Source organism: Streptomyces sp. NBC_01197 (genome assembly GCF_036010505.1).
GTDB lineage: Bacteria > Actinomycetota > Actinomycetes > Streptomycetales > Streptomycetaceae > Streptomyces.
Genome location: NZ_CP108569.1, coordinates 318,821 through 341,511 on the forward strand (window position 1 = coordinate 318,821; position 22,691 = coordinate 341,511).

Sequence of the window (22,691 nt, forward strand, 5' to 3'; positions counted from 1 at the left end):
CCCGCCGCGAACAGCACCGGGTCCGCGCCGGAATCCGGAGAGCCGGTGTGCCCGCCACGGCCTCCGCCGCTACGCCCGCCGAGGCCACGGCCCGTTCGACGTCCCCGAACCACCCGGCACCGTCGGCCCGTTCACCGGCCCACCCGGCGTCGAGTACCAGCCTCGTCTCGGTGTCGCCGATCCGTATCAGGATATCGGACGCGGTGGGCGGCCCGGCTCGTACGGCCCGTACCGACAGCTGGCGCAGGCTCGCCTCCAGCAGCGGCAGCCACGGTTCGGCCGGCGCGCGCACCACGGCCTCGGCGGCGAGCAGCGCCGCGCACCGCGCGTACGGCGCGTCGCCGCTGGTCGGCGACGGCAAGCAGCTCGTCGGGGAGTTCCTCGGGACGCGCCGTCGCCTCTCGCCGCAGCGCCGCAGCGCTCCAGGAGGTCCAGGGCACGGCGGACCACCGGCCGCTGCGGTTCCGGGACCAGGGCCAGGACTTCGGACCCGGCCGTCCGGCCGTCCAGCATTGGGCACAGCCGGTGCAGCAGCGGATGCAGTGCGGCGGGGCCCCGGTGGTGGCCGGTACGCGTGGTCAGCAGCGTGCTCTCCCGGGCGGCGACGGCGTGCACCGCGCTGAGCAGCCGTGGGAACCGGTCAGGCTCCATGGGCCCGCCCCGCGAGCACGAGCCGCCGGATGGAGAGCGTGGGCAGCGGGTGGAACTCCACCGGGGCGAGCACCGTCAGCCGGGCGAACCGCCGGACGACCGCGCGCACCGCGGCGGCCGCCTCGATCCGGGCCAGCGGGGCGCCGAGGCAGTAGTGCACGCCGTGTCCGAAGGAGAGGTGACGGCGGGCCGGCCGGTCCAGCAGGAACCGTTCCGGCTCGTCCGGGTTCAGCGCCGGGTCGTGGTTGGCGGACAGGACCCACGCCGAGACCAGCGCCCCGACCGGGGACGCCGATACCGGACAAGGTGCTGCCCAGGGCCGCGATCCGGGTCACCTGAGCGAAGGCGGCGCGGTGCGCAGCGCCTCCAGGACCAGGTCGTCGACACGGTCGTGGGCGCGTACCACGCTGTCCAACTCCGGCCGGACGCACAGCTCGTGGACTGCCGCGCGGCGATCAGCGATGTGGGTGGTGACGTGCCCGGTGAGCAGGATCAGGCCGCTGAGTGAGGCGATCTCGTCGACTGTCGCCAGGCCGCCGTCCACCTCGGCCGTCGCCAGACGCGAGATCAGGTCCTCCGCAGGCTGTGCCCGTTTCGCCGCGGCGGCCCGGACCAGATCCCGGGGTCCGCGGCGATGCGGTCCGTCGCGGCGCGCAGCGCGGCCAGGCCGGTCGCCCCGGCGGCGCCCGTGATCAGCGGTCAGCGCGGTGACGGCACCGTCCTGTTCCAGGACATCGAACACGTCGAAGGAGAGGTCGCTGACGTCGACGAAGTACCCCTCGTTGCTGTTCATGTGACTTCCTTCCGTTCTCGATGAGAAAGGCCGGCCCCCCGGTGAATCCGACTGCATACTCCGGATTCGAAGAGTCATTCTTATCCTGTACGGAATCACCGTCCCGGGTCACGCGACGGAAACCGGTGACCGGAATTCACGGCCGGTCACGCGCCCTTCCATCACGGAGCCCGTCCGACGGCTCCGCAGGGCGGCCCGGCGCTGCTTGACGGCCAGCCGCTCGGCGATCCCCTTGATCTTGCCGTCCTCCGCCTCCCGCGCGGTTTCCACCATCTGCCGGGCCACATCGCCGTGCAGCTCACCAAGAGCCATCAGCGCTGCCACGGCCACCAGCGACTCCGGGTCCTCCACCGCGGCGCCCAGTGCCTCCGCGGCGTCCTCCGCATCCGGGTGCCCGATGTAACACAGGATGTCCGCCGCGTGCCGCCGCACGACCCGGTCGTCCGACCCGAGTGCGCAGACCAGCGCCGGAACGGCAGCGGAGCCGAACGCCGCCACGTCGTCGGTCAGGGCGTTGCGTTCTTCCTCGCGCACCTGGTCGCCGAGCAGCGCGATCAGGTGCGGGGACCGCCCGGGGCTCCCGGATGCGGCCGAGCGCCCAGCGGGCCTTGCGTGCGACCAGCTCGTCCGGGTCCGAGATATGGGGCAGAACGGCGTCTGCCGTCTCGGGGTTGGCGAACTTGCTGACGACGTGCAGGCCTGGACCCGTACTTCCGGCGACTGGTCCACCGTGATGGCGGCGAGCACGGCCGGACGGGTGGCCTCCTTCAGCCGGGTCACCGCCCAGGTCATGGTCTCCCGCACGAAGAAGTCCGGCTCCCGCCACAACGCGTCGACCAGCGAATTCCCACACTCGATCTCGCGCTGTTTCCCGATCTCCAGCGCCGCTGCATTGCGCACATCCTGATCCGAAAGTTTCTCGATCAACTCGTCCCGGTCATTACGCTGTTGTGAGGCTGCGAAGTCGACATGCTGCGGATCCGCGCAAGTTGCAAGCGTTTGCCTTCCCGAATTTGATGCCACTGCCCAATGACGGGAGGTCAATTATCGATTTTGAACTCGTGGGGGCGGTAGGAGGCGGACGGTTCGTCTCCTGTGCGATATCACGCAGACCTGCGGTACGCACAAGGCCCGCGTCCGTGGCCGCTCCCGCCGCTGAGTCCTGCCGCCCTACGCACCCCGGCCTCTGCCCCGTCGAAGGCAACTGGTCACTCCGGCGACGCGGCCGGCTGTCCAACGTCGCCTCCCCGTCCCAGCTTGATCTCGGCGGTTTCGCTGCCCGGGCACTTCACTATCGAGTCCGGTCACTTGTTACTGTTTCCGATCATGCGAGCCCTCTTCCCAGGATCCTTCGACCCGGTCACTCAAGGACACCAGGACGTTCTCCGCCGCGCAGCCCTCCTGTTCGACGAGGTAGTCGTCTGCGTGATGTTCAATTCGAACAAGACCGGCCGCTTCCCCATCACCGAACGACTCGACCGGCTCCGCGCGGCAGCAGCTGAGCTGAGCAACGTCACGGTCGACTCCCACACCGGCGGCCTGCTGGTCGACTACTGCCGCCGAGCGGGAATCGACGTCGTCATCCGCGGAGTCCGCGACGTGCACGACTTGGACTACGAAATGCCGATGGCCCGCATGAACAACGAACTGGCCGGGGTCGAAACGTTCTTCATCGCTGCCGACCCCTCCCTGGCCCGCATCTCCTCCACCCTCGTCACCGCGATGAGTCAACAGGGCCGTATCCCGAACGATGATATGAGCGAGCTTCTTCCAGCAGGTGAGGGGAGAGCGAGGGCGAGGAAGACGGCGAATGGGTTCACCCCGGAGGGATGACGTCAACTCCTCGCGGACCAGCCGCCGTTCGGCGGTCAAGCCCGCCACCTTGCGCCTACCGCGTACTTGCCGGTGACGATCCGGAAGGCGTTCGCTCGACCTGGGGCCACCACGTGACTACACGGCGGTGAAGTCCAGCACGAGACGGCCCCGCAGCCCGCCCTCGGCCAGCCGCCGGTGCGCCTGGACCACTTGGTCGGCGGGGAGTACGCCGGCCACGCGCAGAGTCAGCTCGCCCGCATCGGCCTGGTCCCGCAACCGCAGCAGTCGGGCATGGTCGGTGGCAGCCTCGTTGACCCAGACCGGGTGCACCCGGACCCCGCGGTCGACCGGGCCGTCCCAGCCACGGATGACGGCGATCCCGCCACGGTCCCGGATCGCCGGGACGACCAGCGCGTGCAGCATCGCCCCGTCGAGCACGCCGTCCACCCCGTCGGGCGCGTGCGCACGGAACCGGTCGGCGACGTCGTCACCGCGCGGCACCACCTCGTCGGCGCCCAGGCCTGCCACCAGTTCCATGTCGGCCGGCGAGGCGTCGGCCAGTACGCGCAGCCCGTCGCTCTTGGCCAGCTGCACCGCGTACCCGCCGAAGGCCCCGGCCGCTCCGGTCACCGCGACGGTGCCACCGGCCGGCGCGGCGAGCAGGTCCAGTCCGAGACGGGCGGTGAGGGCGTTCATCAGCAGCGTCGAGGCGGCTGGGAAGTCCACCCCGGACGGAATCGGCACCGCCGACTCGGCGGGCACCACGACCGACTCGGCGTAGGCGCCGCCGCGCGGCTCGTAGGGACGGACGATGGCGATCACCGCATCCCCCGTCCGGAGCGGGGTGTCGGTGTCCGGTCCGATCGCGTCGACCACACCCGCCGCGTCCATGCCCGGCACGTACGGCCCGGGACGACCGTTGAACCGTGCGCTCGTGGCGCCGGAGCGGAGCAGGGTGTCGGTGGGGTTGACGGACGCAGCGTGCACACGGATGCGCACCTCACCGCTGCCCGGCACCGGCTCGGGCAGGTCGATCATCCGCAGTACCTCGGGTCCGCCGAACTCGGTCAGGCCGATCGCTCGCACAGCCCTTACCTCCTTGTACGATATGTATCAAACTAATAGCCACGGTACAGGTCTTGACAGGCGACCCGGCTTGCGAGGGACGGGCGATGTCACGTTCGGATGCCGTCGACATCCAGCCACAGGTGGCGTGGACCACGCAGCGCGGCGGTGAGCCGATAGTGCGGCGGATCGGTCACCAGCCGAGGGTTGTCCAAGCGGCGAACAAGTTCGGGAAGCACGATCTGCGCCTCCAACCGGGCCAGCGGCGCACCGATGCAGTAGTGGATCCCGCCACCGAAGCCGAAGTGGTCATTGAGTGTGCGGTCCGGGACGAAGCGGTCGGGATCGGAGAAGTGCCGGGGGTCGCGGCTGCCCGCGGCCAGCAGCAGGACCACAGCGGAGCCACGCGGGATCGTCGTGCCGCCGATCTCGATGTCCGCCAGGGTCGCGCGGTGGCGGAACTGCACCGAGGGCTCGTAGCGCAGCAGCTCCTCCACCATGGGCACGACCAGTCCGGGCTCAGCGCGGAAGCGCGCCAGGGCGTCGGGGTGACGCAGCAGGGTGAGCATCCCGTTGGTGATGAGGTTGACCGTGGTCTCGTGCCCGGCGATGAGGAGGAGGCGAGTGGTGATCACCAGTTCGCTTCCGCTGAGGGGATCACTGCGCCGGCTCCCGATGAGCAGTCCGGAGATCAGGTCCTCCCCCGGACTCTGGGCACGGTCCCTGGTCAGTTTCTCCAGATATCGGCCCAACTCATCTGACGCCGATCTGGCGCGGTGTCAGGCTCGGGTCGTTGTCGAGGGTGCGTGCCAATGTGTCGGCCCAGGCGTGGAACCGGGTCTCGTCCTCCCGGCCGACGCCGAGCAGTGTGCAGATGACACTGACAGGCAGCGGGTAGGCGATCTCCTCGACCAGGTCCAGGCGAGTCCTGGACCCGACGGCGTCCACCAGTCTGTCGACCAGCCTGCGCACCTCGTACCGGAAGGACTCGACCACGGCAGGCGTGAACTTGGCCATGACCGCGCCGCGCAGCCGATCGTGGCCGGGTGGGTCCTCCACGATGAGGGAGGGGCTGACCTCGGTCAACGGCGTCCGGTTGGCGTTGTGCAGGTCGGAGCTGATGCGCGGATCGTGCAGCAGGGTGTTGATCTCCTCGTAGCCGCTGACGACCCAGGTCCCGTCCGTCTGGCGGGACACCGGCCGTGTGCGCAACGCGGTGTAGAGGGGATACGGGTTCGATCGGCTGCCCTGGTCGAGGACTTGGGCGAAAAGTTCCTCGTGCGGCGTCGATGCCGCGATGTCACCAGTGGACCGGGTACTGGTCGGCATGGTCGGTCTCCTTCGACTCGGGGTGGCGGGCGGTTGCGGCGGCAGATGAGAGAGCGGTGTCCGGGCGCTGTCGGTGGTCACCGCATCCCAGTCCGCTCGCCCGACCGCCGCTCGGGGGTGTGGGTCGCCTGTCGGGCCGCGGGCATCATGGCGTCCATGACCCGGATCAGGCCCGGGGCATCGGCCGCGTTGAGATCGGGCGGGAAGGCGACACGGTCGTTGATCATCGCGGCGTAGGAGTCGAGCGCCCGCGGCGTGTTGACCGCCAGCGCGCCGATGAGCCGACCCTGACGACCGTAGGCCGCGACGAAGGCCGCGTCGCGCACCGAGCCCTGGACGACCGCAACCTGGTCGGCACGGCTGGGTACGCCAACCACCTTGATGTTCACGCCGAACTGGTTGGACCAGAACGTCGGCAGCGCCGTGTGTTCAAGCACCGGGCCGTGCAGCATCGTCGTCGCGGCCACACGCGCCTGGCGCACCGCGTTGTCCCAGTGCTCCACCGCAAGCGGGTCGTCACCGAACAAGGGATGCGGCCAGCAGGCGACATCGCCGGCGACCAGCACATCGTCGTCAGGCCGTCCGTCGTCGTGGACAGCGCGGCAGAACGCGTCAGGTGGAGGTGCGCAGGTCCACGCCGTGGCGGCGCTGCAGCCGCCCCGCCGCCGCGCCCACCGGGCCGCCCAGTGCGCCCGTAAGCGGTGCCGATGCGCGCTCGACGACCGTCACCTCCAAGCCCAGCTCGCGACAGACCGAAGCGGTTTCCGAGCCCACGAAACCAGCGCCGATCACCAGGACCCGCCGGGGACGCGCGGTCAGCCTGGCCCGCAGTTCGCGGGCGTCGTCGCGGGTGCGGATGGTGAACACCCCGTCGAGTGAGGCCTCATGAGGCTGCGGCCAGGCGCGGGCCCTGGTACCAGTAGCGATCAGCAGCTTGTCGAAGCCGAGCACGTCGCCGTCGGCAAGTGTCACCGTCCTGGCCCGAGCGTCGAGCGCGACCACCGCGGTGCCCAGCCGCCACCCTGCGTCCAGGCCGGTCGACAGGGGAAGCCCGGTGTCCTCGGCGGCCAAGCGTCCGGCCAGGACCCGCTTGGACAGCGGCGGACGGTCGTACGGCGGATACGGCTCCGCGCCGACGAACGTGACACGCCCGGTGAAGCCGTTCTCTCGTAATGCCTCGGCCGCGTGCACGGCGGCCAGAGACACGCCCACGATCACGACCTGCCCGGCACCCGGTGGCTGATCGAGAAATCGGTCACCGAAAAGCCGCTCCTCCCGATCGGGTGTCGCCTTCGCGGTCTCTTCGGCTCCCGATCCCATTGCGGAACGATCCCGTTGCGGGCCGGCGGCCGGCCCGATCGTGATGGCTTGGACCGGGCACGCGGCGCGGGCTCGTTCGGCATGCTGCCGCAGCCCCTCGTCGGGGGCGCTGTCGTACTCAAGGACTTCGGGCCCTCCGGTCAGTTCGAAGATTTCCGGTGCCGCGAACACGCACTGTCCGTAGCTCTGGCACCGGGCGAGATCAACAACAACTCGCATCGCCATCTGCTCCCTTCGGTCACTCACGCCGCCGAGGTCGTTCGCGGCAGACGCCGCGTCAGCTCGTCCAACTACTATCGTCACGCAAGTACTTTGTGTCCAGTAGTACTTTCGAATCTGTGGCGACCGGTATCCTGACCCGCATGACGACCAGACCACCCCTGCCAATGACCCAGGAACTGTTCGCCCTGCTCGGTGAGCGGTGGAACTACGCGATCCTGCGGGAGGTCTTCTACGGCGTGGAGCGGTTCGGCGCGCTGCAGCGCAGCCTGGGCATCGCCCCCAACACCTTGACCGCACGCCTGGCCGTACTGATTGACCTGGAACTCCTCGAACGCCACCGGTACCGGGAGGACAAGGACTGGTACGACTACCGGCTCACCGACAGCGCACGGGAAATCGTTCCGGCCTGGGTCACGCTCTCCCAGTGGGCGGCAAATCACCTGCGCGCCAACCCGACGACCCGACGGCGATTGCGTCACACCGGATGCGGCGAACTGACCAATCCACACCTGACGTGCGGACACTGCGGAGCCGCGCTCCAGGGGCGCGACCTCGAACCCGTCGAATTGCCCCTTGAGGACGAGGGCCCATCCGGCAGCACGGCCGCCACCGAGCCGAGTACCTGAACCCGGGCCGTCCGGCCGCAGACCGGCACAGCCCGCCCTGCCACACGAAAGTCAACAGATTCTGACCGTTTCCAAGTGCGGAAGGAAAACCGAAGCAACAAATATTGACGCGGACAACCCGTGCGCGTAACTTCCCGGCGAAGGTGCCGAGCGGCGTGAACTCCCGTGCCGCAACGCCAGGTTGAGCTCCGTTCCCCCACCACATCGCTGGGAGCACACCATGCGCGAAGACAGATTCACAGCCGCACGAGCCGTTGCACGTCTCTCCGAGGGTCCACCCGCTCCCCGCCTCCGGAGACAGCTGCTGTCGGCCGTGGCGGCCCTCGGGCTCGTTCTCGGTGCCCTGATCGGCCTTCCCGCCCTGTCACAGGCGGCCGGTTCACTGCCCTGCGACATCTACGGCGCCGCCGGCACCCCCTGCGTCGCGGCGCACAGCACCACACGCGCCCTGCTGTCCTCCTACAACGGCCCCCTGTACCAGGTCACACGCGCCTCGGACGGCGCCCGGACCGACATCGGCCTGCTGGCCCAGGGCGGGTATGCCAACGCCGCCCGGCAGGACACGTTCTGCCAGGACACCACCTGCCGTGTCACCAAGGTCTACGACCAGACCTCACGCCACAACGACCTCACCCCGGGACCGGCGGGCACCTCCGGAATGGGCGCCGACCGCGGAGCCGACGCCGGTGAGATCGCCGTCACGGCCGGCGGCCACAAGGTGTACGGCATCTGGGTCTCACCCGGGGTGGGTTACCGCTCCACCGGAGCTGCCTCGGGTGTCGCCGTGAACGGTCAGGCCGAAGGCGCCTACATGGTGGCCAGCGGCACCCATGTCGGTTCCGCCTGCTGCTTCGACTACGGCAACGCCGAGAGCACACCGGCCGACACCGGCAACGGTCACATGGACGCGGTGTCCATCGCGACCACGTGCTACTTCGCGCCGTGCACCGGCTCGGGCCCCTGGGTCGAGGCGGACATGGAGAACGGCATGTTCCAGGGCGACAACGGCTCCAATACCGCGAACGCAGGCAACAGGAGCCCGTTCGTGACGGCCATGCTCAAGAACAACGGGCAGACGACGTACGCCCTCAAGGGCGCCAACGCGCAGTCGGGCCCACTGTCCACCTGGTGGAACGGCTCGCTGCCGACCCGCGGCGGCTATATGCCGATGCATCAGGAGGGAGGGATCATCCTCGGCACGGGCGGGGACAACAGCAACTGGAACATGGGCACCTTCTTCGAAGGCGTGATGGTCGCCGGCTACCCGACCGACGCCGCCGAGAACGCCGTACAGGCAAACGTCACCTCCGTCGGCTACTCGGGCGAGACGGACGTGCCCAACGGCCCGCAGGGCACCATCACAGGTCCCGGCGGTCAGTGCGTGGACGTCGCCGCCGACGACACCGGTGCCAACGGCTCGGCCGTCCAGCTGTGGAACTGCCAGTCATACGCCGAGGACCAGTACTGGAACCACCACACCAACGGCTCCCTGAGCACGATCGGCAGATGCCTGGACATCGACGGCAACGGCACGGCCAACGGCACTCTGGTCGAATTGTGGGACTGCAACGGCGTCGGCGGGCAGGTCTGGCAGCAGCGCTCGGACGGCTCGCTGTTCAACCCCCAGTCGGGCCGCTGCCTCGACTCCCCCAACGGCGCGACCGCCAACGGCACCCACCTCCGGATCTGGGACTGCAACGGGGCTACGGCACAGAAATTCACGCTGCACTGAGACCCGGCGGAGCAGCGGGGCACTGATCCGCTCACGCAGGGACGGCAGGGGTACGGGAACCAGTTGTTCCCGCCCCCCTCCCCTCCCTCGGCCACCCTGCGACGGCAGAGGCCGGCGCAGGCGTGGTCATTTCACATAGACCTCCGCCCGGTCCACACTCACGAACGACGCCTGGGACTGCGTGTCGTGCTCCCCCGTCACCCGTACCCGGAGCGTGTGCTTTCCGTAGGGCAGGAGCGGGCTGCGGTACTGGACCGTCTCCCCGGTGCGGATCGCGCCGTAGTAGTCCAGCCGCTGTTCGGGGCCACCGTCGATGCTGAGGCCCGCGTAACCGTTGCCGGTGTCACGGACGGACAGCAGGGCGATCCGGGTACCCGTGAAGGTGTACGTTGCGGTGTTCCCGGCGCGGTCGCTCCAGTGATCGTCCCCCCAGAAGCACTGGGCGGCGCAGCCGGTGCCCGAGTTCCAGGCGCCGGTGTAGGAGACGGTCCCGTTGCCGCTGGAGCGGCCGTCGTCGTTGATCCAGTAGGCGCCCGGCCCCGGGTCCCCGGACGGCAGATCCTGGGTGGCACCCATCGCGAGCGGGCGGCCGAGGTCGGGGCTTCCGTCGGCGTTCCAGCCGATGCGCTGGGCGCGCGTGGTGCGGTCGCTGTAGGTGAAGACCGATGTGGTCTTGGCGTGGTAGACCATCCAGTCCTCGGTACCGTCGGGCGAACGGAAGAAGGCGTGATGGCCGGGGCCGAAGACCCCGTGGTCGTCGGCGCGGGAGAAGACCGCCCCCTGGTGCTGCGTCCAGTTGCCTGGCACCAGCGGGTCGGCGTCGGACGGGAGCGACATCATCCAGATCTGGTAGTCCGGTTTCCCGGTGTCGCACGTGGAGTAGGTCATCCATGTGCGTCCGTTGCGGTACAGGAACTCCGGCCCCTCGCGGACCTCGGGGCAGCCGCCGGCGCCGTTGATGGCGACCGCGTCGCCCGAGACGGTGTACGGGTTCGACAGGGGCGCGAGGTTGAGGCCGTTGTGCTGGTACCGGTTGATGCCGCTGTAGGCCAGGTAGAGACGGCCGTTGTGCTGGAGGATGCCGGGGTCGATGGCGAAGTCGGCGGCGTGGTTGGGCGGCGCCAGCTCCGCCTTGAAGTGGTAGGAGCCTGCCGGGTCGTCTCCGTCGGACTCCGCGACATAGATCCGGTGGTGGTCGTCGACGCCGTCGTCGGCGGTGTAGTAGAGGTACCAGTGGTCGCCGAAGCGGTAGAACTCGGGGGCGAAGATGTCCCGGTTCCGGGAGCTGTCGCTGTCGGTCCAGACAGTGATGGGATCGGCGGTGAGCAGGGTACTGAGGGACGGCGAGCGCCACATCCGGATGCTGCTGCCCTGGGTGGTGGTCAGGTAGTAGTTCCCGTTCCAGTAGGTCATGAACGGGTCGGGGCCGGTATTGAGGGGGTTACGGAACGTGCCCGCGGCGGTGGTCTGCTGGAGTGCCGCAGTGGCGGCTCGGGCGGCGGTGTTGGCTGGGGCAGCCGCGGCGGCGGGCCGCACGGTGCACGTCCCGGTGAGTATCAGCCCGAGCGCGGCCAGCACGCCGAGCAGACGCAGTGGACCTACGGTTCTGTGGAGTTGCGTGCTCATGACGGACTCCTTCTATGCGGGCCGCTTTCGCGGCGCACACGCCTGTTTCGCTGCGACGGGGCGCCTCTTTGCATCGTTGTAAGTTGATGGTGCGTCACCGTAGAATGTGGCTGATGCAGCGTCAAGACGGCGTAACCGCCGAGTGCGTACCGCGTGGCCACGGGAAGGCCCAGCACGCCGAGCGGGCCGAGGGACGACTCGGCGCCACGCGGCTGGGGGCGACCGGGGCCGCGCGTCGGCAAGACCATGCCAGGCACGCCACCCACGCCTTTGTCGTGGCGGGCCCCGGCCCCGTATGGCGCCCCTGCTCCGGAGAGTGAGCAGTAGCGGATCAAAGCTACGCGGGCAGGTCGAGCTGCCAGGAGACACCGAAGCGATCCTCCACCCAGCCGAACCGGGTGCTGGACCCGTAGGGCCCCAGCGGCATCAGCACCGTGCCATGCCCGGAGAGAGCGGCGAACAGGCGGTCGACCTCGGCCTCATCCTGACACCGGACGTACAACGAGATCGCCGGGGTGAAACCGAAGTTGTGCTCCATGTTGCTGTCGATGCACATGAACCGCTGCCCAGCGAGCGAGAACGTGGCGCGGTGAACGGTGCCCTCATCCCCCGGTTCGTTGGCGCCGTAACGGGTGATGTCGATGACCTCGGCGTCGTCGAACAGCGAGGTGTAGTACGTGATCGCTTCCTCTGCGTCGCCTTCGAACATCAGGAACGTGGTGATCTTCTGTGGTACCGCGGCGGCCATCCTGTTTCACTCTCCTGGGCAGTCGTAGCGTGAGCCGTTGTCCGTTGCGTTCGGCCTGGTGGACGGGGACCGAGATGGCCCGCCCCAACGGTGGTGCCGAGGTTAGACCGTGGCCTCGCCGGGACACGCTCCGGCTCACCGCCGCCCCCGTGGTTCACGAACATGCTCCGGGGCTCCGGGCTCGCGCGCCCCTCAGCGTCACGGCCAAGCGCTCCGATGACTACCTGCGCGGGCACGCTGACGAACCCGCAACACGGCATGCGCCGCCGGGGAATCGCACCTGTTTCCCGCCGAAAGCATGCACTTTAAAAAGAAACCATAATTCCATCGATGCAGGCCAGAAGACGGTTTATGATTAGACCAATTCATTTTGTCCACATGTTGGACACCTCATCACCGCCGCCCACGCCCCCATTGAGCTGCCCGAATCCCGCCTCCCGTCGCCGTGAACGGACAGCTGCGTCCGAAAATCGATCAGCCACGTGCGGCAACTCTGCGCACCCGCCAGACTCCTGTCCGCAATCAATCACCCCCGTTCGAACAGGAGATTCGAAATGCGGCACAGCCTCAGCCTCAAGACGCTCGGCGCGGCGGCACTCGCAGCGGCGGCCTGCGTGACGAGCATCGCCGGCACGGCGCACGCCCGGCCGACGAGCGTCTACGCCCCCTCCGCACTGGTGCTCACCATCGGCCGCGGAGACGAGGCGGCATCGACGGTCCTCCGTGCCGTCACCCTGAGCTGTGCGCCCCAGCCACAGGGGACCCACCCTGCGAGTCGGGCCGCCTGCGCCGAACTCAAGGCCGTGGGCGGCGACTTGGCCCTCATCGGCACCACACCGTCGGACCAGCGTTGTTCGTTCCTGTGGGCTCCCGTGACGGTAACGGCCGACGGCGTCTGGCAGGGCCGACGGGTTGCCTGGCGGGCCACCTACGGCAACGCCTGCCAAATGAACGCGACCCTCTCGGAGAGCTCGGTCTTCAACTTCTGACCTGCCGCGCACCTGTGCAACCCCGCGATCGGGGTTGCACAGACCGGCCGCGCCTGCGGGATGCGGCGCTCACCCTGGCACGTGGGCTGGTCACCGCGGCCCTGGAGCACCAGCACCCACTCCGGGTCCGCCGGCGAACAGGACAGCGGATATCAATGCGGCCGTAAGCGTCAGCCCGGCAAGTGAACATCCGGCGAGCGATGACACAGCGTTGGTACGCGCAGCCAACGGCCGCTCTTCTGAACCGGATTGGGATGACGCCTCATAGGCAGTTTCACCGAAGCGTCCACTTCGGTCCAGCCGCGCAGGCGCCACCAGGCCGTCACGCCACTACAGCCGGCCTGCTCCAATGAATCTCCCCTGGGTGGCTGGGACTACCCGTCAGGACCCGAGCGCCTGCGGTTGTAGTCATCGAACTGCGGGAGCCGGACCGGAACGAGCGTCAATTGAGTCTTGACGCCCCTCGATCGTCAATTTACGGTTGACGCATGAGCCCACTCGACATCAGCCTCGCCGACCTGATCGCCCGGCTCGACGAGGAACTCCCTGGGACCGACGAACTGGCCCGCATCAGCGAGGCGCGACTGCGCGCCCAGACCCTGTCCGACCTCGGTGACCAGCTCATCGACCATTACGTCAGCAAGGCCAAGCAGACCGGTGCGTCATGGACCGAGATCGGGGATGCCATCGGGGTGTCCAAACAGGCCGCCCAGCAACGCCACGCACCCGGTCCTTTCGAGCTCTACACCAACCTGAACCGGCACAGCATCGTGCTGGCGCAGGAGGCCGCCCGAACGCACAAGCACGGCTTCATCGGCACCGAACACATCCTCCTCGGCCTGCTCGGCGAACCGCGGGGCCTGGCATACGAGTTGTTGATCGCGAAGACCGGGTCGGAGCAACGCATCCGCGACGCGATCGAAGAAGCGATGCCGCCGGCCGGGCGGAAGGCGCTGCGGGGGCACATCGCCTTCCGGCCGGAGAGTAAGGAGGCCATCGAGCAGGCGCGCCGCGCGTCGGCCGACCTCGGCCACGACTGGGTCGGCACCGAACACACACTGCTGGGCCTGGTCCGCACCGAGGAGAGCCCAGCCGCGCAGATCCTGCGCAACCTCGGCTTCGCGTCCGACGAACTGCGCGAGACGATCAAAACCGAGATCACCGAGCGATCCGCCGCGCGCGAGAAGCAGTAGCGAACGAGCAGTAGCCGCGAAGGGCTGGGCCAGCCCAGCCCTCAAGTCGTCACACCCCTCCCGAACCCGCAAGGCCTTTCGCATTGACGGCAGTTCACCTCCCTGGAAGCAGTTCGGGCACCTGCCACCGTGAGTGGCGTACGTGACATCCCAGATAGCTCGCGTCCCGACAAGTAGCAGGTGACGCCTTCCGCCGAAGTGAAGCCGAGGGCGGCGTCCTGGCATTCGCGCAGCATCGCACCACGCACCACGCACCACGCACCACGCACCACGCACCACGCACCACGCACCACAGGATGCTGCCCGATCGCGCGTATCCAGCCAGTGAGTCGTCGGGGGCGTTTCCAGCAGACGATCGCGGCGGTTGCCTCGCGGGCTTCATTCGCAGCCGGCACCCAACACGCCCAGACACCCCCGGATCCCAAAACTTTCCATGTCATCCGAACGGCTCTCATGTCGAAACGATTCTGCACAGATACACAAAGGGGTGCCCATACCTCTTTCCAGCGGATGAGCGGGTCCTGACATCTATCAGGAGAACTTCAAATATCTGTGAATTAGGAGTCAAGCGAAGGGCGAGCCCGCCCTTCCGACATCGGAACCTTGGAGCTTCGATGCGTTATGGACCAGCGCTGCGCGAGGAAATCTCCGCGCCCGGCACCACACCGCTCATCGGTATCTACGACATGTATTCGGCATCTGTCGCCGCTGGACACTACGACGGGTTCTTCGTCTCGGGATTCGGTTTTGCGGCTTCGCACTACGGTCTTCCCGACATCGGGTACATCGCCTGGCCGGACATGGTCGCCTTCGTGGAGCGGCTGCGTCTGGCCTTCCCGGGCCGGCACCTCCTCGTCGACATCGACGACGGATATGTGGACCCGGAAGTCGCCTGCCACGTCGTGCAGCGCCTGAACCGGGCCGGTGCTTCGGGCGTGATCCTGGAGGATCAGAAGCGCCCCCGCCGGTGCGGGCATGCCGACGGCAAGCAGGTCCTGCCGTTCCAGGAGTACCTGGACAAGCTCAACATGGTGCTGGAATGCCGTGGTGACATGGTCGTGGTGGCCCGCACCGACGCGGTCGAGGAGGACGACATCCTCTACCGCGCCGCGGCGCTGGCCAAGACCGACGCCGACGTGGTGCTCGTCGACGGCGTACGCAGTGTGGAGTGGATCCGGCGCATCCGAGACGTCATCGGGGACAAGCCGCTGCTCTTCAACCAGATCGCCGGCGGCAAGTCACCGCGCCTGTCCCTCCCGGAGTTGGACGCGCTGGACGTCGACGTCGCGATCTACTCCACCCCGTGCCTCTTCGCTGCTCACGAGGCCATCGATGCCTCCATGCGGAGTCTCAAGGCCGCGCACGGGCGACTCCCCGAGATGAGCGGCCCGCGAAGCGTTGGCGTGCCCGAGTCGACAAAACTGCTGGAGCGCAACATCAGCCGCCACCACGACTCGCCGTCGCGCCTGGGTGTCTGACCGGTACCTCCGCCCGGCCACCCGCCGGCCACGACTGCCAACGGCCACCGCGTCGTCGCGGTGGCCGAGAGGAGCGCCACACCATGAACCCCCCTTGCGAACCCCACGCCGTTCCAGCATGTACCGGGTCACCGCGCCATGCGCGTCGCCCGGACGTGACACGTGTGTACCAGTCACCCCTCGCGACGCGATTCCGCAGCGTCCTCACGGTGGCCGCCGGCCTGGCCATCAGCGCGGCCTGGGGGCAGGGGGTCTCAGCTGCCACAACAGAACGCCCGTTGCTCGTATCCTCCCTGACTCTGCCCACCCACATCGCGGCGGTCGAAGTGGACAACTCGCACGCGGACTCGTGGCTGGAGGTCGACCGTACGGCCAACACCCAGACCGGCGCAGGCGATGCGGGCAGCGATCACGAAGGTGGAGACTGAAGGTGGGTGGCCGACAGCCTGGCGCGCGGTTGCCCCGGGCGGACCAGCGGACTGCCGATGGCCCGTACTGCCGTAAATGCCCGAATCGCGCAAACCCTCAGAGCCACTTGATGCTGCAAGTACAAGATCCGGACACCCTTCCTTTATCCGCACGGTGCGGGATACCCCTGGACCGTGAGCGCCCGGCCGGCGGGCGCGGCACAGGAGGGAACGGGCCATGGGCGAGGAACGATCCGAGGACGGCTGGCGGGTGGACGAGCGGTGTACGAACTGCGACGTCGCCCGACAGTTCGCCCCCGGCCTGATCGGCGAGGCCGACGGCCGCTCGGTCGTTCTGCGCCAGCCGGGCAGCCGGACCGAGCTCCGGCAGCTGAACGCCGCGGCGCATGCGTGCCCCTCTCGGTCGGTCCGTCCCCCGGCCGGGCGGCTGGATGCGGCGCTGGATCCCTTCCCCATGGGCCTGGACGACAACGTGTACCTGTGCGGACACAACTCCACGCACACCGCAGGGGCCAACTCCTACCTGCTGCGCCGCCCCGGTGGCACCACGATGATGGTGGACACCCCGCGCTGGAGCACGTCACTGGCCACGCGCTACGAGGGGCTGGGCCCTGTCACCGACGTCCTGCTCACCCACCGCGACCACGCCGCCCACGGCCGCCGCTACGCCGACCACTTCGGCGCCCGGCTGTGGATCCACGAGGGTGACCTCGATGCCGCCCCGGACGCCGACAACGTGCTTCGCGGCACCGACCCGGTGCAGATCGCCGAAGGGGTGCTCGCCCTCCCCTGCCCCGGGCACACCCCAGGCAGCGTGCTGTTCCTCGCGGACGAGCGGTACTGCTTCAGCGGCGACAGCTTCTACTGGTCACGTACCACAGCGGACATCGAGGTGGCCGACAGCGTCACCTGGTACTCCATCAGCGAGCTGGCCGCTTCCCTGGCCCGGGCCACCGGCCGGCTGCGCTTCGAATGGCTGCTGCCGGGCCATGGCGACCGCCGACATCTGTCCGCCGACGACATGGCCCGGCGCATGAGGCGGCTGACGGCGCGCACCCGGGAACTACGGCCCCGTCCCATTGACTTCACCGCGATGCGCTGGTGACGGCCCGACCGGCGCGGGCGGTCCAGGTCGGCAGTCAGAACTGGGGCCGGTGATGAACGACGCCATCGACGAGGCTCTGGCCCGCTCCCAGGCACTTGACGACTCCCGCCCGATCCAGGACTCGGTCATCCGGACACAGTCGCTGCTGGTCGGTGCCACCTCGCCGCAGATGCCCGCCTGTCGCGGCTACGACTTCGACAAGTACCGGCGCCTACGGCGTGGGGCTCAAATTCGTGCTCGTCCACGCGGCGCGCAGCGCCTTCTTGTCCACCTTGCCCACCTTGGTCGTCGGCAACTGGTCCAGCAGGACCGTCTCCCGGGGCGTGTACAGCTCTCCCAACTCGGCGACCACCGAGGCGCGGACCGCATCCGGGTCGATGTCGGCCCCCTCGGCCACGGCCAGGAAGATCTGTACGGCCTCCCCGTAAACCTCGTCGGGGACGCCCAGCGCCGCTGCGTTGCGCACACCGGGCAGGGTGAGCAGGAAGTCCTCCAGGACCCGGGAGTAGACGTTGTCGCTGGTGCTGCCAGTGACGATGATGTCCTTGGCCCGATCGACGAGGTACAGGTACCCCTCGTCGTCGAGGTAGCCCATGTCCCCGGTGCGCAGCCAGCCGTCGTGCAGCGCCTCAGCGGTGCGCTGCGGGTCTTCGTAGTACCCGAGCATCACCGTCTCCCCCCGGACACACACCTCACCGACCTGCCCGGAGGGCAGCGCCACCGCACTGCCCTCACCACGGACCTCGATCTCGGTGTCGTGTATCGGGCGACCGCAGCTGCTCCAGAGCTCGGGCCGCTGTGCTCCCGCCGAGGCTAGGTCCTCCGCACCGAACGCGGCGATGCCGAGCGCCTCCGACTGCCCGTAGCCCTGGCTGAGCACGGGCCCGAAGACCTTCACCGCCTGCTGCAGCCGGCTGGGCGACGAGGCCGCGCCTCCGACGACGATCCGCCGAAGTGCGGGGAGGGCCCCCGGCTCACACTCCGGGTGGTCGAGGAGCGCGTACAGCATCGGGGGTACGAACATGGTGGCGGTAATCCGCTCCTCGCGCAGCACCTCCAGCGCCGCGCCCGCTTCGAACTCGGGCAGCACGACGAGGGCGGACCCTGTCACCAGCGCCTGAACCGCAGTGAGGTGGCCGCTGCCGTGCGTGAGCAGTGTGGAGGCGAGTACGCGGTCCGTGCCCGGATCCATGGCTGGGAAGGGCGCCGGCCGGGAGCCCTGCGGGGTGCCCTGCACCAGGTTCACCAGCGCGTCGTAGAGGCGGTGGCTGTGCGCGGCGAGTTTGGGACGGCCCAGGGTGCCGCCGGTGTAGAGGACGGTCACGGCCTCGTCCGGTCCCGGCGCGGGCACACCTTCGGGGCGCACCGCCGGGCACTCGGCCTCAAGCGCCAGCAGGTCCGCACACCGCTGCTCACTGGGCCCGAGGCTGAGCAGCACGGGGGCGTGGACGCTACGGCCGGCCGCAACGGCGGCCCGCTGCGCGAAGAGCGGGTCGGTGACCACGGCGCGCGCCTTGGACTGCTCGACCAGTGCGGCGAGTTCGCCGGGGCCGGGCTCAGGCGGCAGGAACACGACGCGGCAGCCGATGAGGTGGACAGCGAGCTGCACAAGGACGGAGTCGACCCGGTTGGCCAGGAACAGTCCCACGCCGTCGCCGGGCTCCAGTCCCTGCCCGCGCAGCGCGTGTCCCAGACGGAACAGCCGCTGCCGGGCCTCGCCCCGGGTCAGCCGCTGCGCACCCTGGACGAGCGCCTCGGCGTCCTCGTCCTTGTGCCATTGCTCCAGGATCCGGTCGATGTACGTCCGCTGTGCGTTTGTTTTCGATGCATTAACGATCATGAACATATGCTCACATGCCGCACAGGAGCCGTGGTCTCTCGGGGGAGGTCCTTCGATCACCGACTGGGTGAGTACCATGCCCCTTCCGGCACACAGGCTTGGCTCTCCATGGTCCGCGGCCGCGAGGTGGAGGTGGTCGAGGAAGGTAAGGGACCCGCCCCTCGTCTCTTACCTCCTGGTGGCCGTCAGCGCGAAGGCCAACCGGTCCAAGAGCGACCAGCACGTGGGACTTGCTGCCATCACTGGCAGACGTCCGCTAGCCGGCGCCGCGGCCGAAGAGCGTGTCGATCACTGGCTGCGGAAGGGCGTCCTGCCGGTGAATGTGCTTCTCGTCGTAGAAGAACCGCACCGCGGCCGTACCGTGCAGGGCGATGGCGCGCTTTGCCCAGCAGGCGCGCGCGGACGGGAGCACCGCCGCTGCGGCGCCTGCGATCGGGTCACCAGCCGTATCCCCCGCAAGAGAAGCGGCAGGGTGTCATCGACCATGGGGGCCTCCGAGGTACTGGCGGTACGTCGTACGAGGGGCGGACGTGGGAGACGGCACCCAGGGGCAAAGGGACGTCGGGCCGGCCGTCCGCCGGGGCGCAAACACGGGGGGCCACGCGGGACCGCCGGCCTCCGGTCAGGGGCGGCGCCAGTCATCGGAGCGCAGATGGGAGCCCGCCTGCGGTCCCATGCGCAGCATTCCGCCGTCCACCACCCAGCAGGCTCCGGTTGTGTACGACGATTCCGGGCCGGCCAGGAAAGCGACGACGGAGGCGACTTCCCGGGCGTCACCCGGGCGGCCGAGCGGGATGCCGGGCCGGTCCACAGTCTCCACGTCGGTGTCCTCCTGTCCGGTCATTGGGGTGGCGATCTCCCCGGGCGCCACCGAGTTCACCGTGATGCCGTATTCCGACAGTTCCAGGGCCATCACCTGTGTCAGCAGTCCCAGTCCACCCTTCGCGGCGCAGTAGGGGGCTGCCCCGACCCTGGGCTGGTGCTCGTGTACCGACGTGATGTTCACGATGCGGCCCCCGTCCCCCTGGGCGATCATGCGGTAGGCCGCGCGTTGAGAGCAGAGGAACGGGCCGATGAGGTCAACGTCGACTACCTGCTGGAACGTCGCGTGGTCCAGGTCGAGGAACTTGGTGGCTGTGCCGGTGCCCGCACAGTTGACCAGTACGTCGATACGACCCAGCTCGTCCGCCAGGGCGTCCACCACCTCCGCCGCTCCCGGTAGGTCGGAGAGATCCAGGCGGGCCAGCGCGGCACGCCGGCCGGTGGCCCGGACTTCGCGGGCGGTGCTTTCGGCGCCCTCCCTGTCGGTGTGCCAGGTGACGCCCACGTCCATGCCCTGCTGCCCGAGTTTCACAGCGACGGCTCTGCCGATCCCGGAATCCGCACCGGTCACGAGCGCGACAGGCCGGGCATCTTCGGTCATCGTTCCTCCTTTGAGCGGTGTCACCGACGGGACGGCCATCCGGTCGGGCATGTTGAGGCCGAGTACCACCGTCACCGGGCACCAAACGTCGCGTGCGCCGCCGCCGCGGTTGCAGATGTACGGGTCTGGTTGGTGTTGCCCGGCTCGCGGTCCCCGGCGCTTCGCGTAGAGGACTGTCCCGGATACCGATTTCCGGATGCCCGGTACTGCGGGCGGTTGCTCAGGCGTGCGGGATGCAGCTCTGACCGTCGTGCCCGTCCGCCTGCGCTGCAGAAACTCTGGGTCAGCATCGCAGCGGGGCAACCTCCTGTCGCGTTGAGAGCGGCGGCCGGGACAGTTCGTCGCTCGTACGCACGTGCAGCTGTCGTCATCAGCGGGGCTACCCGTTTGCCGGGCGCTCCACTGGTGAGACCTGGGCCGGGCCGCGATTCGGTGCCATGGAAGGTACGCCCGGCCCGAACCCTGCGCCGCTGGTCCACGGCCCCGAAGATGTTCGGGGCCGCGCCCGCCTGCGCTTTCTCGGACGATCGCGGATCATAGGGCTTGTGCCCCGTCACCCCCTTATCACGGTCGGCCATAGCAGCGCGAACCGTGAACAGTTGGCAACGTTGCTGCTCAGCGCAGAGATCGCCGCTGTGGTGGACGTTCGTACCGCGCCGGGCAGCCGACGCAATCCCGATGTGGGACGGAAGGAGTTGCAGGCGTGGTTGCCGGAGTACGGACTCGACTATCGCTGGGAGAAAGATCTTGGCGGCTTCCGCCAAGCTATGCCTGATTCACCTGACATCGTGTGGCGAAACGACTCCTTCAGAGGCTATGCGGGGTACACCCGTGATCCACACTTCCTCACCGCCATGGACCGGCTGCTCCCCCAGGCCGCTCAGCGGAGGACAGCCATCATGTGCAGCGAGGCCGTCTGGTGGCGCTGCCACCGCAGAATCATCGCTGACTTCACCGTCCTGGCTCGCGGCGTGCCCGTCCTTCACCTGATGCCCGGCACCGGACTCGTAGCCCACCGTCCTACCCCCGGCGTGCGTCTGCGCGACGACGGCCTGCTCGTATACGACGACATCGCGGCCGCGACACCGCCTCCCCCACCTCAATGAACACCGGCTCCAGGGAAACGTACCGTCGGCTCGAGCTTCCACCATGTAGAGCCCCCTTTCGGGCCCTGGGTGTACAGGAGAACCGTAACGCAGGTCGTTCGCCCAGCAGTTGAGGTCGGGCGGTCATGGATTGTTCACTGTCTGGGCCTACCCGCACAGACCTGACTGGTGGTGTCATGTCGTCAGCGCCCGAACTCCCGTCTCCCGGCCCGGGTCAAGCCGGGCGCCCCGGCCTCGAAATCCCCCCGCCCCTCACGGAGTCGAAATGACCGGTACTCCTCTGCGGATACCACGTCCGGTGCTCTTCATGATCTCCATCCTGCTGCTGGGCGCGCTCAGCACGCTGGCCCCCAGCAGCGCGCAGGCGGCCAACGGTGTCCCGCGCCCCGACCATGTCGTGATCGTCGTCTTCGAGAACACCTCGGAGAGCTCGATCATCGGCAATCCGCAGGCCCCGTACTTCAACCAGCTCGCCAACACCGGCGCGAACTTCACCAACGCGCACGCGATCGAGCACCCCAGCCAGCCGAACTACCTCGACCTGTTCTCCGGCTCAAACCAGGGCGTCACCGACGACTCATGCCCGCACACGTTCAGCACCGCCAACGAAGGCTCCCAGCTCCTCGCCGCCAAACTGACGTTCACCGGCTACTCCGAGAACCTGCCTGCGGCCGGCTCAACGACCTGCAGCTCAGGCAACTACGCCCGCAAACACAACCCCTGGGCGAACTTCACCAACATCCCGGCCGCCGACAACCAGCCGTTCACCGCGTTCCCGACCGACTTCACCCACCTGCCGACCGTCTCGTGGGTCGTGCCGAATCTCTGCAACGACATGCACAACTGCTCCATCGCAACCGGTGACACGTGGCTGAAAGCCCATCTTGACGCCTACGCGCAGTGGGCCAAAACGCACAACAGCATCCTGATCACTACGTTCGACGAGAACGACGGCTCGGGCGGCAACCAGATTGCGACGATCTTCAACGGTCAGCCGGTGAAGACCGGGAACTACAGCGAAACCATCAGTCATTTCAGCGTGCTGCGGACCATCGAGGACATGTACGGCCTGCCCCACGCCGGAGCCGCCGCCAGTGCCACCCCCATCACCGACATCTGGGCCACCCCCACGGGCGCGCCACCCTCCGCCCCGCGCCCGGTCCAACCGCTGCCTCGGCACCGATAGCAGCCACGCCGGGCCA

The 22,691-nt window shown here is 68.6% G+C and carries 24 protein-coding genes; 11 read left to right on the forward strand and 13 right to left on the reverse strand.

Features of this window, described 5'->3' with window-relative positions; translation table 11 throughout:
• Window positions 1–640 precede the first annotated feature (640 nt).
• From OG452_RS01480 to OG452_RS01490, 3 genes are all read right to left on the reverse strand, one after another.
• On the reverse strand, window positions 641–925 hold the full coding sequence (locus OG452_RS01480) for a cytochrome P450 (RefSeq protein WP_327299477.1): 285 nt from the start codon (window positions 923–925) through the stop codon (window positions 641–643).
• A gap of 57 nt (window positions 926–982) precedes the next feature.
• Complete coding sequence (locus OG452_RS01485; protein ID WP_327293752.1) at window positions 983–1,444, reverse strand: hypothetical protein; 462 nt, start codon at window positions 1,442–1,444, stop codon at window positions 983–985.
• A gap of 108 nt (window positions 1,445–1,552) precedes the next feature.
• Entirely contained in the window at window positions 1,553–2,344 is a 792-nt protein-coding gene (locus tag OG452_RS01490) for a HEAT repeat domain-containing protein (protein ID WP_327293753.1), read from the reverse strand.
• Between the two features lie 426 nt (window positions 2,345–2,770).
• Between OG452_RS01490 and coaD the strand changes: the two genes are divergently transcribed.
• Window positions 2,771–3,277: a pantetheine-phosphate adenylyltransferase gene (gene coaD / locus OG452_RS01495; RefSeq protein WP_327293754.1), complete on the forward strand. Its 507-nt coding sequence runs from the start codon at window positions 2,771–2,773 to the stop codon at window positions 3,275–3,277.
• 117 nt (window positions 3,278–3,394) lie between these two features.
• On the opposite strand, the gene OG452_RS01500 is transcribed toward coaD, so the two are convergent.
• From OG452_RS01500 to OG452_RS01520, 5 genes are all read right to left on the reverse strand, one after another.
• Window positions 3,395–4,345 (reverse strand): NADP-dependent oxidoreductase, encoded by a 951-nt coding sequence (locus OG452_RS01500; RefSeq protein ID WP_327293755.1) that lies wholly within the window; start codon window positions 4,343–4,345, stop codon window positions 3,395–3,397.
• 89 nt (window positions 4,346–4,434) lie between these two features.
• On the reverse strand, window positions 4,435–5,076 hold the full coding sequence (locus OG452_RS01505; RefSeq protein ID WP_327293756.1) for a cytochrome P450: 642 nt from the start codon (window positions 5,074–5,076) through the stop codon (window positions 4,435–4,437).
• Between the two features lies 1 nt (window position 5,077).
• The gene (locus tag OG452_RS01510; protein ID WP_327293757.1) at window positions 5,078–5,653 is read right to left on the reverse strand and encodes a hypothetical protein; all 576 of its coding nucleotides are present in this window, start codon (window positions 5,651–5,653) and stop codon (window positions 5,078–5,080) included.
• A gap of 77 nt (window positions 5,654–5,730) precedes the next feature.
• The gene (locus OG452_RS01515; RefSeq protein WP_327293758.1) at window positions 5,731–6,219 is read right to left on the reverse strand and encodes an oxidoreductase C-terminal domain-containing protein; all 489 of its coding nucleotides are present in this window, start codon (window positions 6,217–6,219) and stop codon (window positions 5,731–5,733) included.
• Between the two features lie 46 nt (window positions 6,220–6,265).
• Entirely contained in the window at window positions 6,266–7,192 is a 927-nt protein-coding gene (locus tag OG452_RS01520) for an FAD-dependent oxidoreductase (RefSeq protein WP_327293759.1), read from the reverse strand.
• Between the two features lie 143 nt (window positions 7,193–7,335).
• Between OG452_RS01520 and OG452_RS01525 the strand changes: the two genes are divergently transcribed.
• Together OG452_RS01525 and OG452_RS01530 are read left to right on the forward strand one after the other, a co-directional pair.
• On the forward strand, window positions 7,336–7,821 hold the full coding sequence (locus OG452_RS01525) for a winged helix-turn-helix transcriptional regulator (RefSeq protein WP_327293760.1): 486 nt from the start codon (window positions 7,336–7,338) through the stop codon (window positions 7,819–7,821).
• Between the two features lie 313 nt (window positions 7,822–8,134).
• A complete protein-coding gene (locus OG452_RS01530; RefSeq protein WP_327293761.1) occupies window positions 8,135–9,553 on the forward strand; it encodes an arabinofuranosidase catalytic domain-containing protein in 1,419 nt (472 codons plus the stop codon).
• A 126-nt stretch (window positions 9,554–9,679) separates the two neighbouring features.
• Here OG452_RS01530 and OG452_RS01535 read toward each other — a convergent pair whose 3' ends face one another.
• Window positions 9,680–11,179, reverse strand: a complete 1,500-nt coding sequence (locus tag OG452_RS01535; RefSeq protein WP_327293762.1) for a glycoside hydrolase family 43 protein — start codon at window positions 11,177–11,179, stop codon at window positions 9,680–9,682.
• Between the two features lie 113 nt (window positions 11,180–11,292).
• On the opposite strand from OG452_RS01535, the gene OG452_RS01540 reads away from it, so the two are divergent.
• Complete coding sequence (locus tag OG452_RS01540) at window positions 11,293–11,499, forward strand: hypothetical protein (protein ID WP_327293763.1); 207 nt, start codon at window positions 11,293–11,295, stop codon at window positions 11,497–11,499.
• A 17-nt stretch (window positions 11,500–11,516) separates the two neighbouring features.
• Here the strand turns inward: OG452_RS01540 and OG452_RS01545 are convergent, their stop codons facing one another.
• Window positions 11,517–11,927, reverse strand: coding sequence for a VOC family protein (locus tag OG452_RS01545; RefSeq protein ID WP_327293764.1), 411 nt, complete (start codon window positions 11,925–11,927; stop codon window positions 11,517–11,519).
• 554 nt (window positions 11,928–12,481) lie between these two features.
• Here OG452_RS01545 and OG452_RS01550 point away from each other — a divergent pair.
• From OG452_RS01550 to OG452_RS01570, 5 genes are all read left to right on the forward strand, one after another.
• Complete coding sequence (locus tag OG452_RS01550) at window positions 12,482–12,916, forward strand: subtilase-type protease inhibitor (RefSeq protein ID WP_327293765.1); 435 nt, start codon at window positions 12,482–12,484, stop codon at window positions 12,914–12,916.
• Window positions 12,917–13,404: 488 nt separating this feature from the next.
• Entirely contained in the window at window positions 13,405–14,109 is a 705-nt protein-coding gene (locus OG452_RS01555) for a Clp protease N-terminal domain-containing protein (RefSeq protein WP_327293766.1), read from the forward strand.
• 614 nt (window positions 14,110–14,723) lie between these two features.
• The gene (locus OG452_RS01560) at window positions 14,724–15,587 is read left to right on the forward strand and encodes an isocitrate lyase/PEP mutase family protein (RefSeq protein WP_327293767.1); all 864 of its coding nucleotides are present in this window, start codon (window positions 14,724–14,726) and stop codon (window positions 15,585–15,587) included.
• Between the two features lie 278 nt (window positions 15,588–15,865).
• On the forward strand, window positions 15,866–16,015 hold the full coding sequence (locus OG452_RS01565) for a hypothetical protein (RefSeq protein ID WP_327293768.1): 150 nt from the start codon (window positions 15,866–15,868) through the stop codon (window positions 16,013–16,015).
• A gap of 217 nt (window positions 16,016–16,232) precedes the next feature.
• A complete protein-coding gene (locus tag OG452_RS01570; protein WP_327293769.1) occupies window positions 16,233–17,120 on the forward strand; it encodes an MBL fold metallo-hydrolase in 888 nt (295 codons plus the stop codon).
• A 211-nt stretch (window positions 17,121–17,331) separates the two neighbouring features.
• Here OG452_RS01570 and OG452_RS01575 read toward each other — a convergent pair whose 3' ends face one another.
• The 3 genes from OG452_RS01575 to OG452_RS01585 form a co-directional block, all read right to left on the reverse strand.
• Window positions 17,332–18,960 carry a class I adenylate-forming enzyme family protein gene (locus OG452_RS01575; RefSeq protein ID WP_327293770.1) on the reverse strand — a complete coding sequence of 543 codons (1,629 nt, stop codon included), beginning with the start codon at window positions 18,958–18,960 and terminating at the stop codon, window positions 17,332–17,334.
• Window positions 18,961–19,216: 256 nt separating this feature from the next.
• A complete protein-coding gene (locus tag OG452_RS01580; RefSeq protein WP_405564920.1) occupies window positions 19,217–19,372 on the reverse strand; it encodes a hypothetical protein in 156 nt (51 codons plus the stop codon).
• Between the two features lie 210 nt (window positions 19,373–19,582).
• Window positions 19,583–20,383: an SDR family oxidoreductase gene (locus OG452_RS01585; RefSeq protein ID WP_327293771.1), complete on the reverse strand. Its 801-nt coding sequence runs from the start codon at window positions 20,381–20,383 to the stop codon at window positions 19,583–19,585.
• A 599-nt stretch (window positions 20,384–20,982) separates the two neighbouring features.
• On the opposite strand from OG452_RS01585, the gene OG452_RS01590 reads away from it, so the two are divergent.
• Window positions 20,983–21,489, forward strand: coding sequence for a DUF488 domain-containing protein (locus OG452_RS01590; RefSeq protein WP_442809940.1), 507 nt, complete (start codon window positions 20,983–20,985; stop codon window positions 21,487–21,489).
• 265 nt (window positions 21,490–21,754) lie between these two features.
• Window positions 21,755–22,675 carry an alkaline phosphatase family protein gene (locus OG452_RS01595; protein WP_327293773.1) on the forward strand — a complete coding sequence of 307 codons (921 nt, stop codon included), beginning with the start codon at window positions 21,755–21,757 and terminating at the stop codon, window positions 22,673–22,675.
• Window positions 22,676–22,691: the final 16 nt, after the last annotated feature.

Bases quoted from the DNA above. Each gene is read 5' to 3' on its own strand.
- OG452_RS01485 (WP_327293752.1), bottom strand. From the start codon at position 1,444: ATGAACAGCAACGAGGGGTACTTCGTCGACGTCAGCGACCTCTCCTTC.
- coaD (WP_327293754.1), top strand. From the start codon at position 2,771: ATGCGAGCCCTCTTCCCAGGATCCTTCGACCCGGTCACTCAAGGACAC.
- OG452_RS01510 (WP_327293757.1), bottom strand. From the start codon at position 5,653: ATGCCGACCAGTACCCGGTCCACTGGTGACATCGCGGCATCGACGCCG.
- OG452_RS01520 (WP_327293759.1), bottom strand. From the start codon at position 7,192: ATGCGAGTTGTTGTTGATCTCGCCCGGTGCCAGAGCTACGGACAGTGC.
- OG452_RS01525 (WP_327293760.1), top strand. From the start codon at position 7,336: ATGACGACCAGACCACCCCTGCCAATGACCCAGGAACTGTTCGCCCTG.
- OG452_RS01535 (WP_327293762.1), bottom strand. From the start codon at position 11,179: ATGAGCACGCAACTCCACAGAACCGTAGGTCCACTGCGTCTGCTCGGC.
- OG452_RS01540 (WP_327293763.1), top strand. From the start codon at position 11,293: ATGCAGCGTCAAGACGGCGTAACCGCCGAGTGCGTACCGCGTGGCCAC.
- OG452_RS01545 (WP_327293764.1), bottom strand. From the start codon at position 11,927: ATGGCCGCCGCGGTACCACAGAAGATCACCACGTTCCTGATGTTCGAA.
- OG452_RS01550 (WP_327293765.1), top strand. From the start codon at position 12,482: ATGCGGCACAGCCTCAGCCTCAAGACGCTCGGCGCGGCGGCACTCGCA.
- OG452_RS01555 (WP_327293766.1), top strand. From the start codon at position 13,405: ATGAGCCCACTCGACATCAGCCTCGCCGACCTGATCGCCCGGCTCGAC.
- OG452_RS01560 (WP_327293767.1), top strand. From the start codon at position 14,724: ATGCGTTATGGACCAGCGCTGCGCGAGGAAATCTCCGCGCCCGGCACC.
- OG452_RS01570 (WP_327293769.1), top strand. From the start codon at position 16,233: ATGGGCGAGGAACGATCCGAGGACGGCTGGCGGGTGGACGAGCGGTGT.
- OG452_RS01575 (WP_327293770.1), bottom strand. From the start codon at position 18,960: ATGATCGTTAATGCATCGAAAACAAACGCACAGCGGACGTACATCGAC.
- OG452_RS01585 (WP_327293771.1), bottom strand. From the start codon at position 20,383: ATGACCGAAGATGCCCGGCCTGTCGCGCTCGTGACCGGTGCGGATTCC.
- OG452_RS01595 (WP_327293773.1), top strand. From the start codon at position 21,755: ATGACCGGTACTCCTCTGCGGATACCACGTCCGGTGCTCTTCATGATC.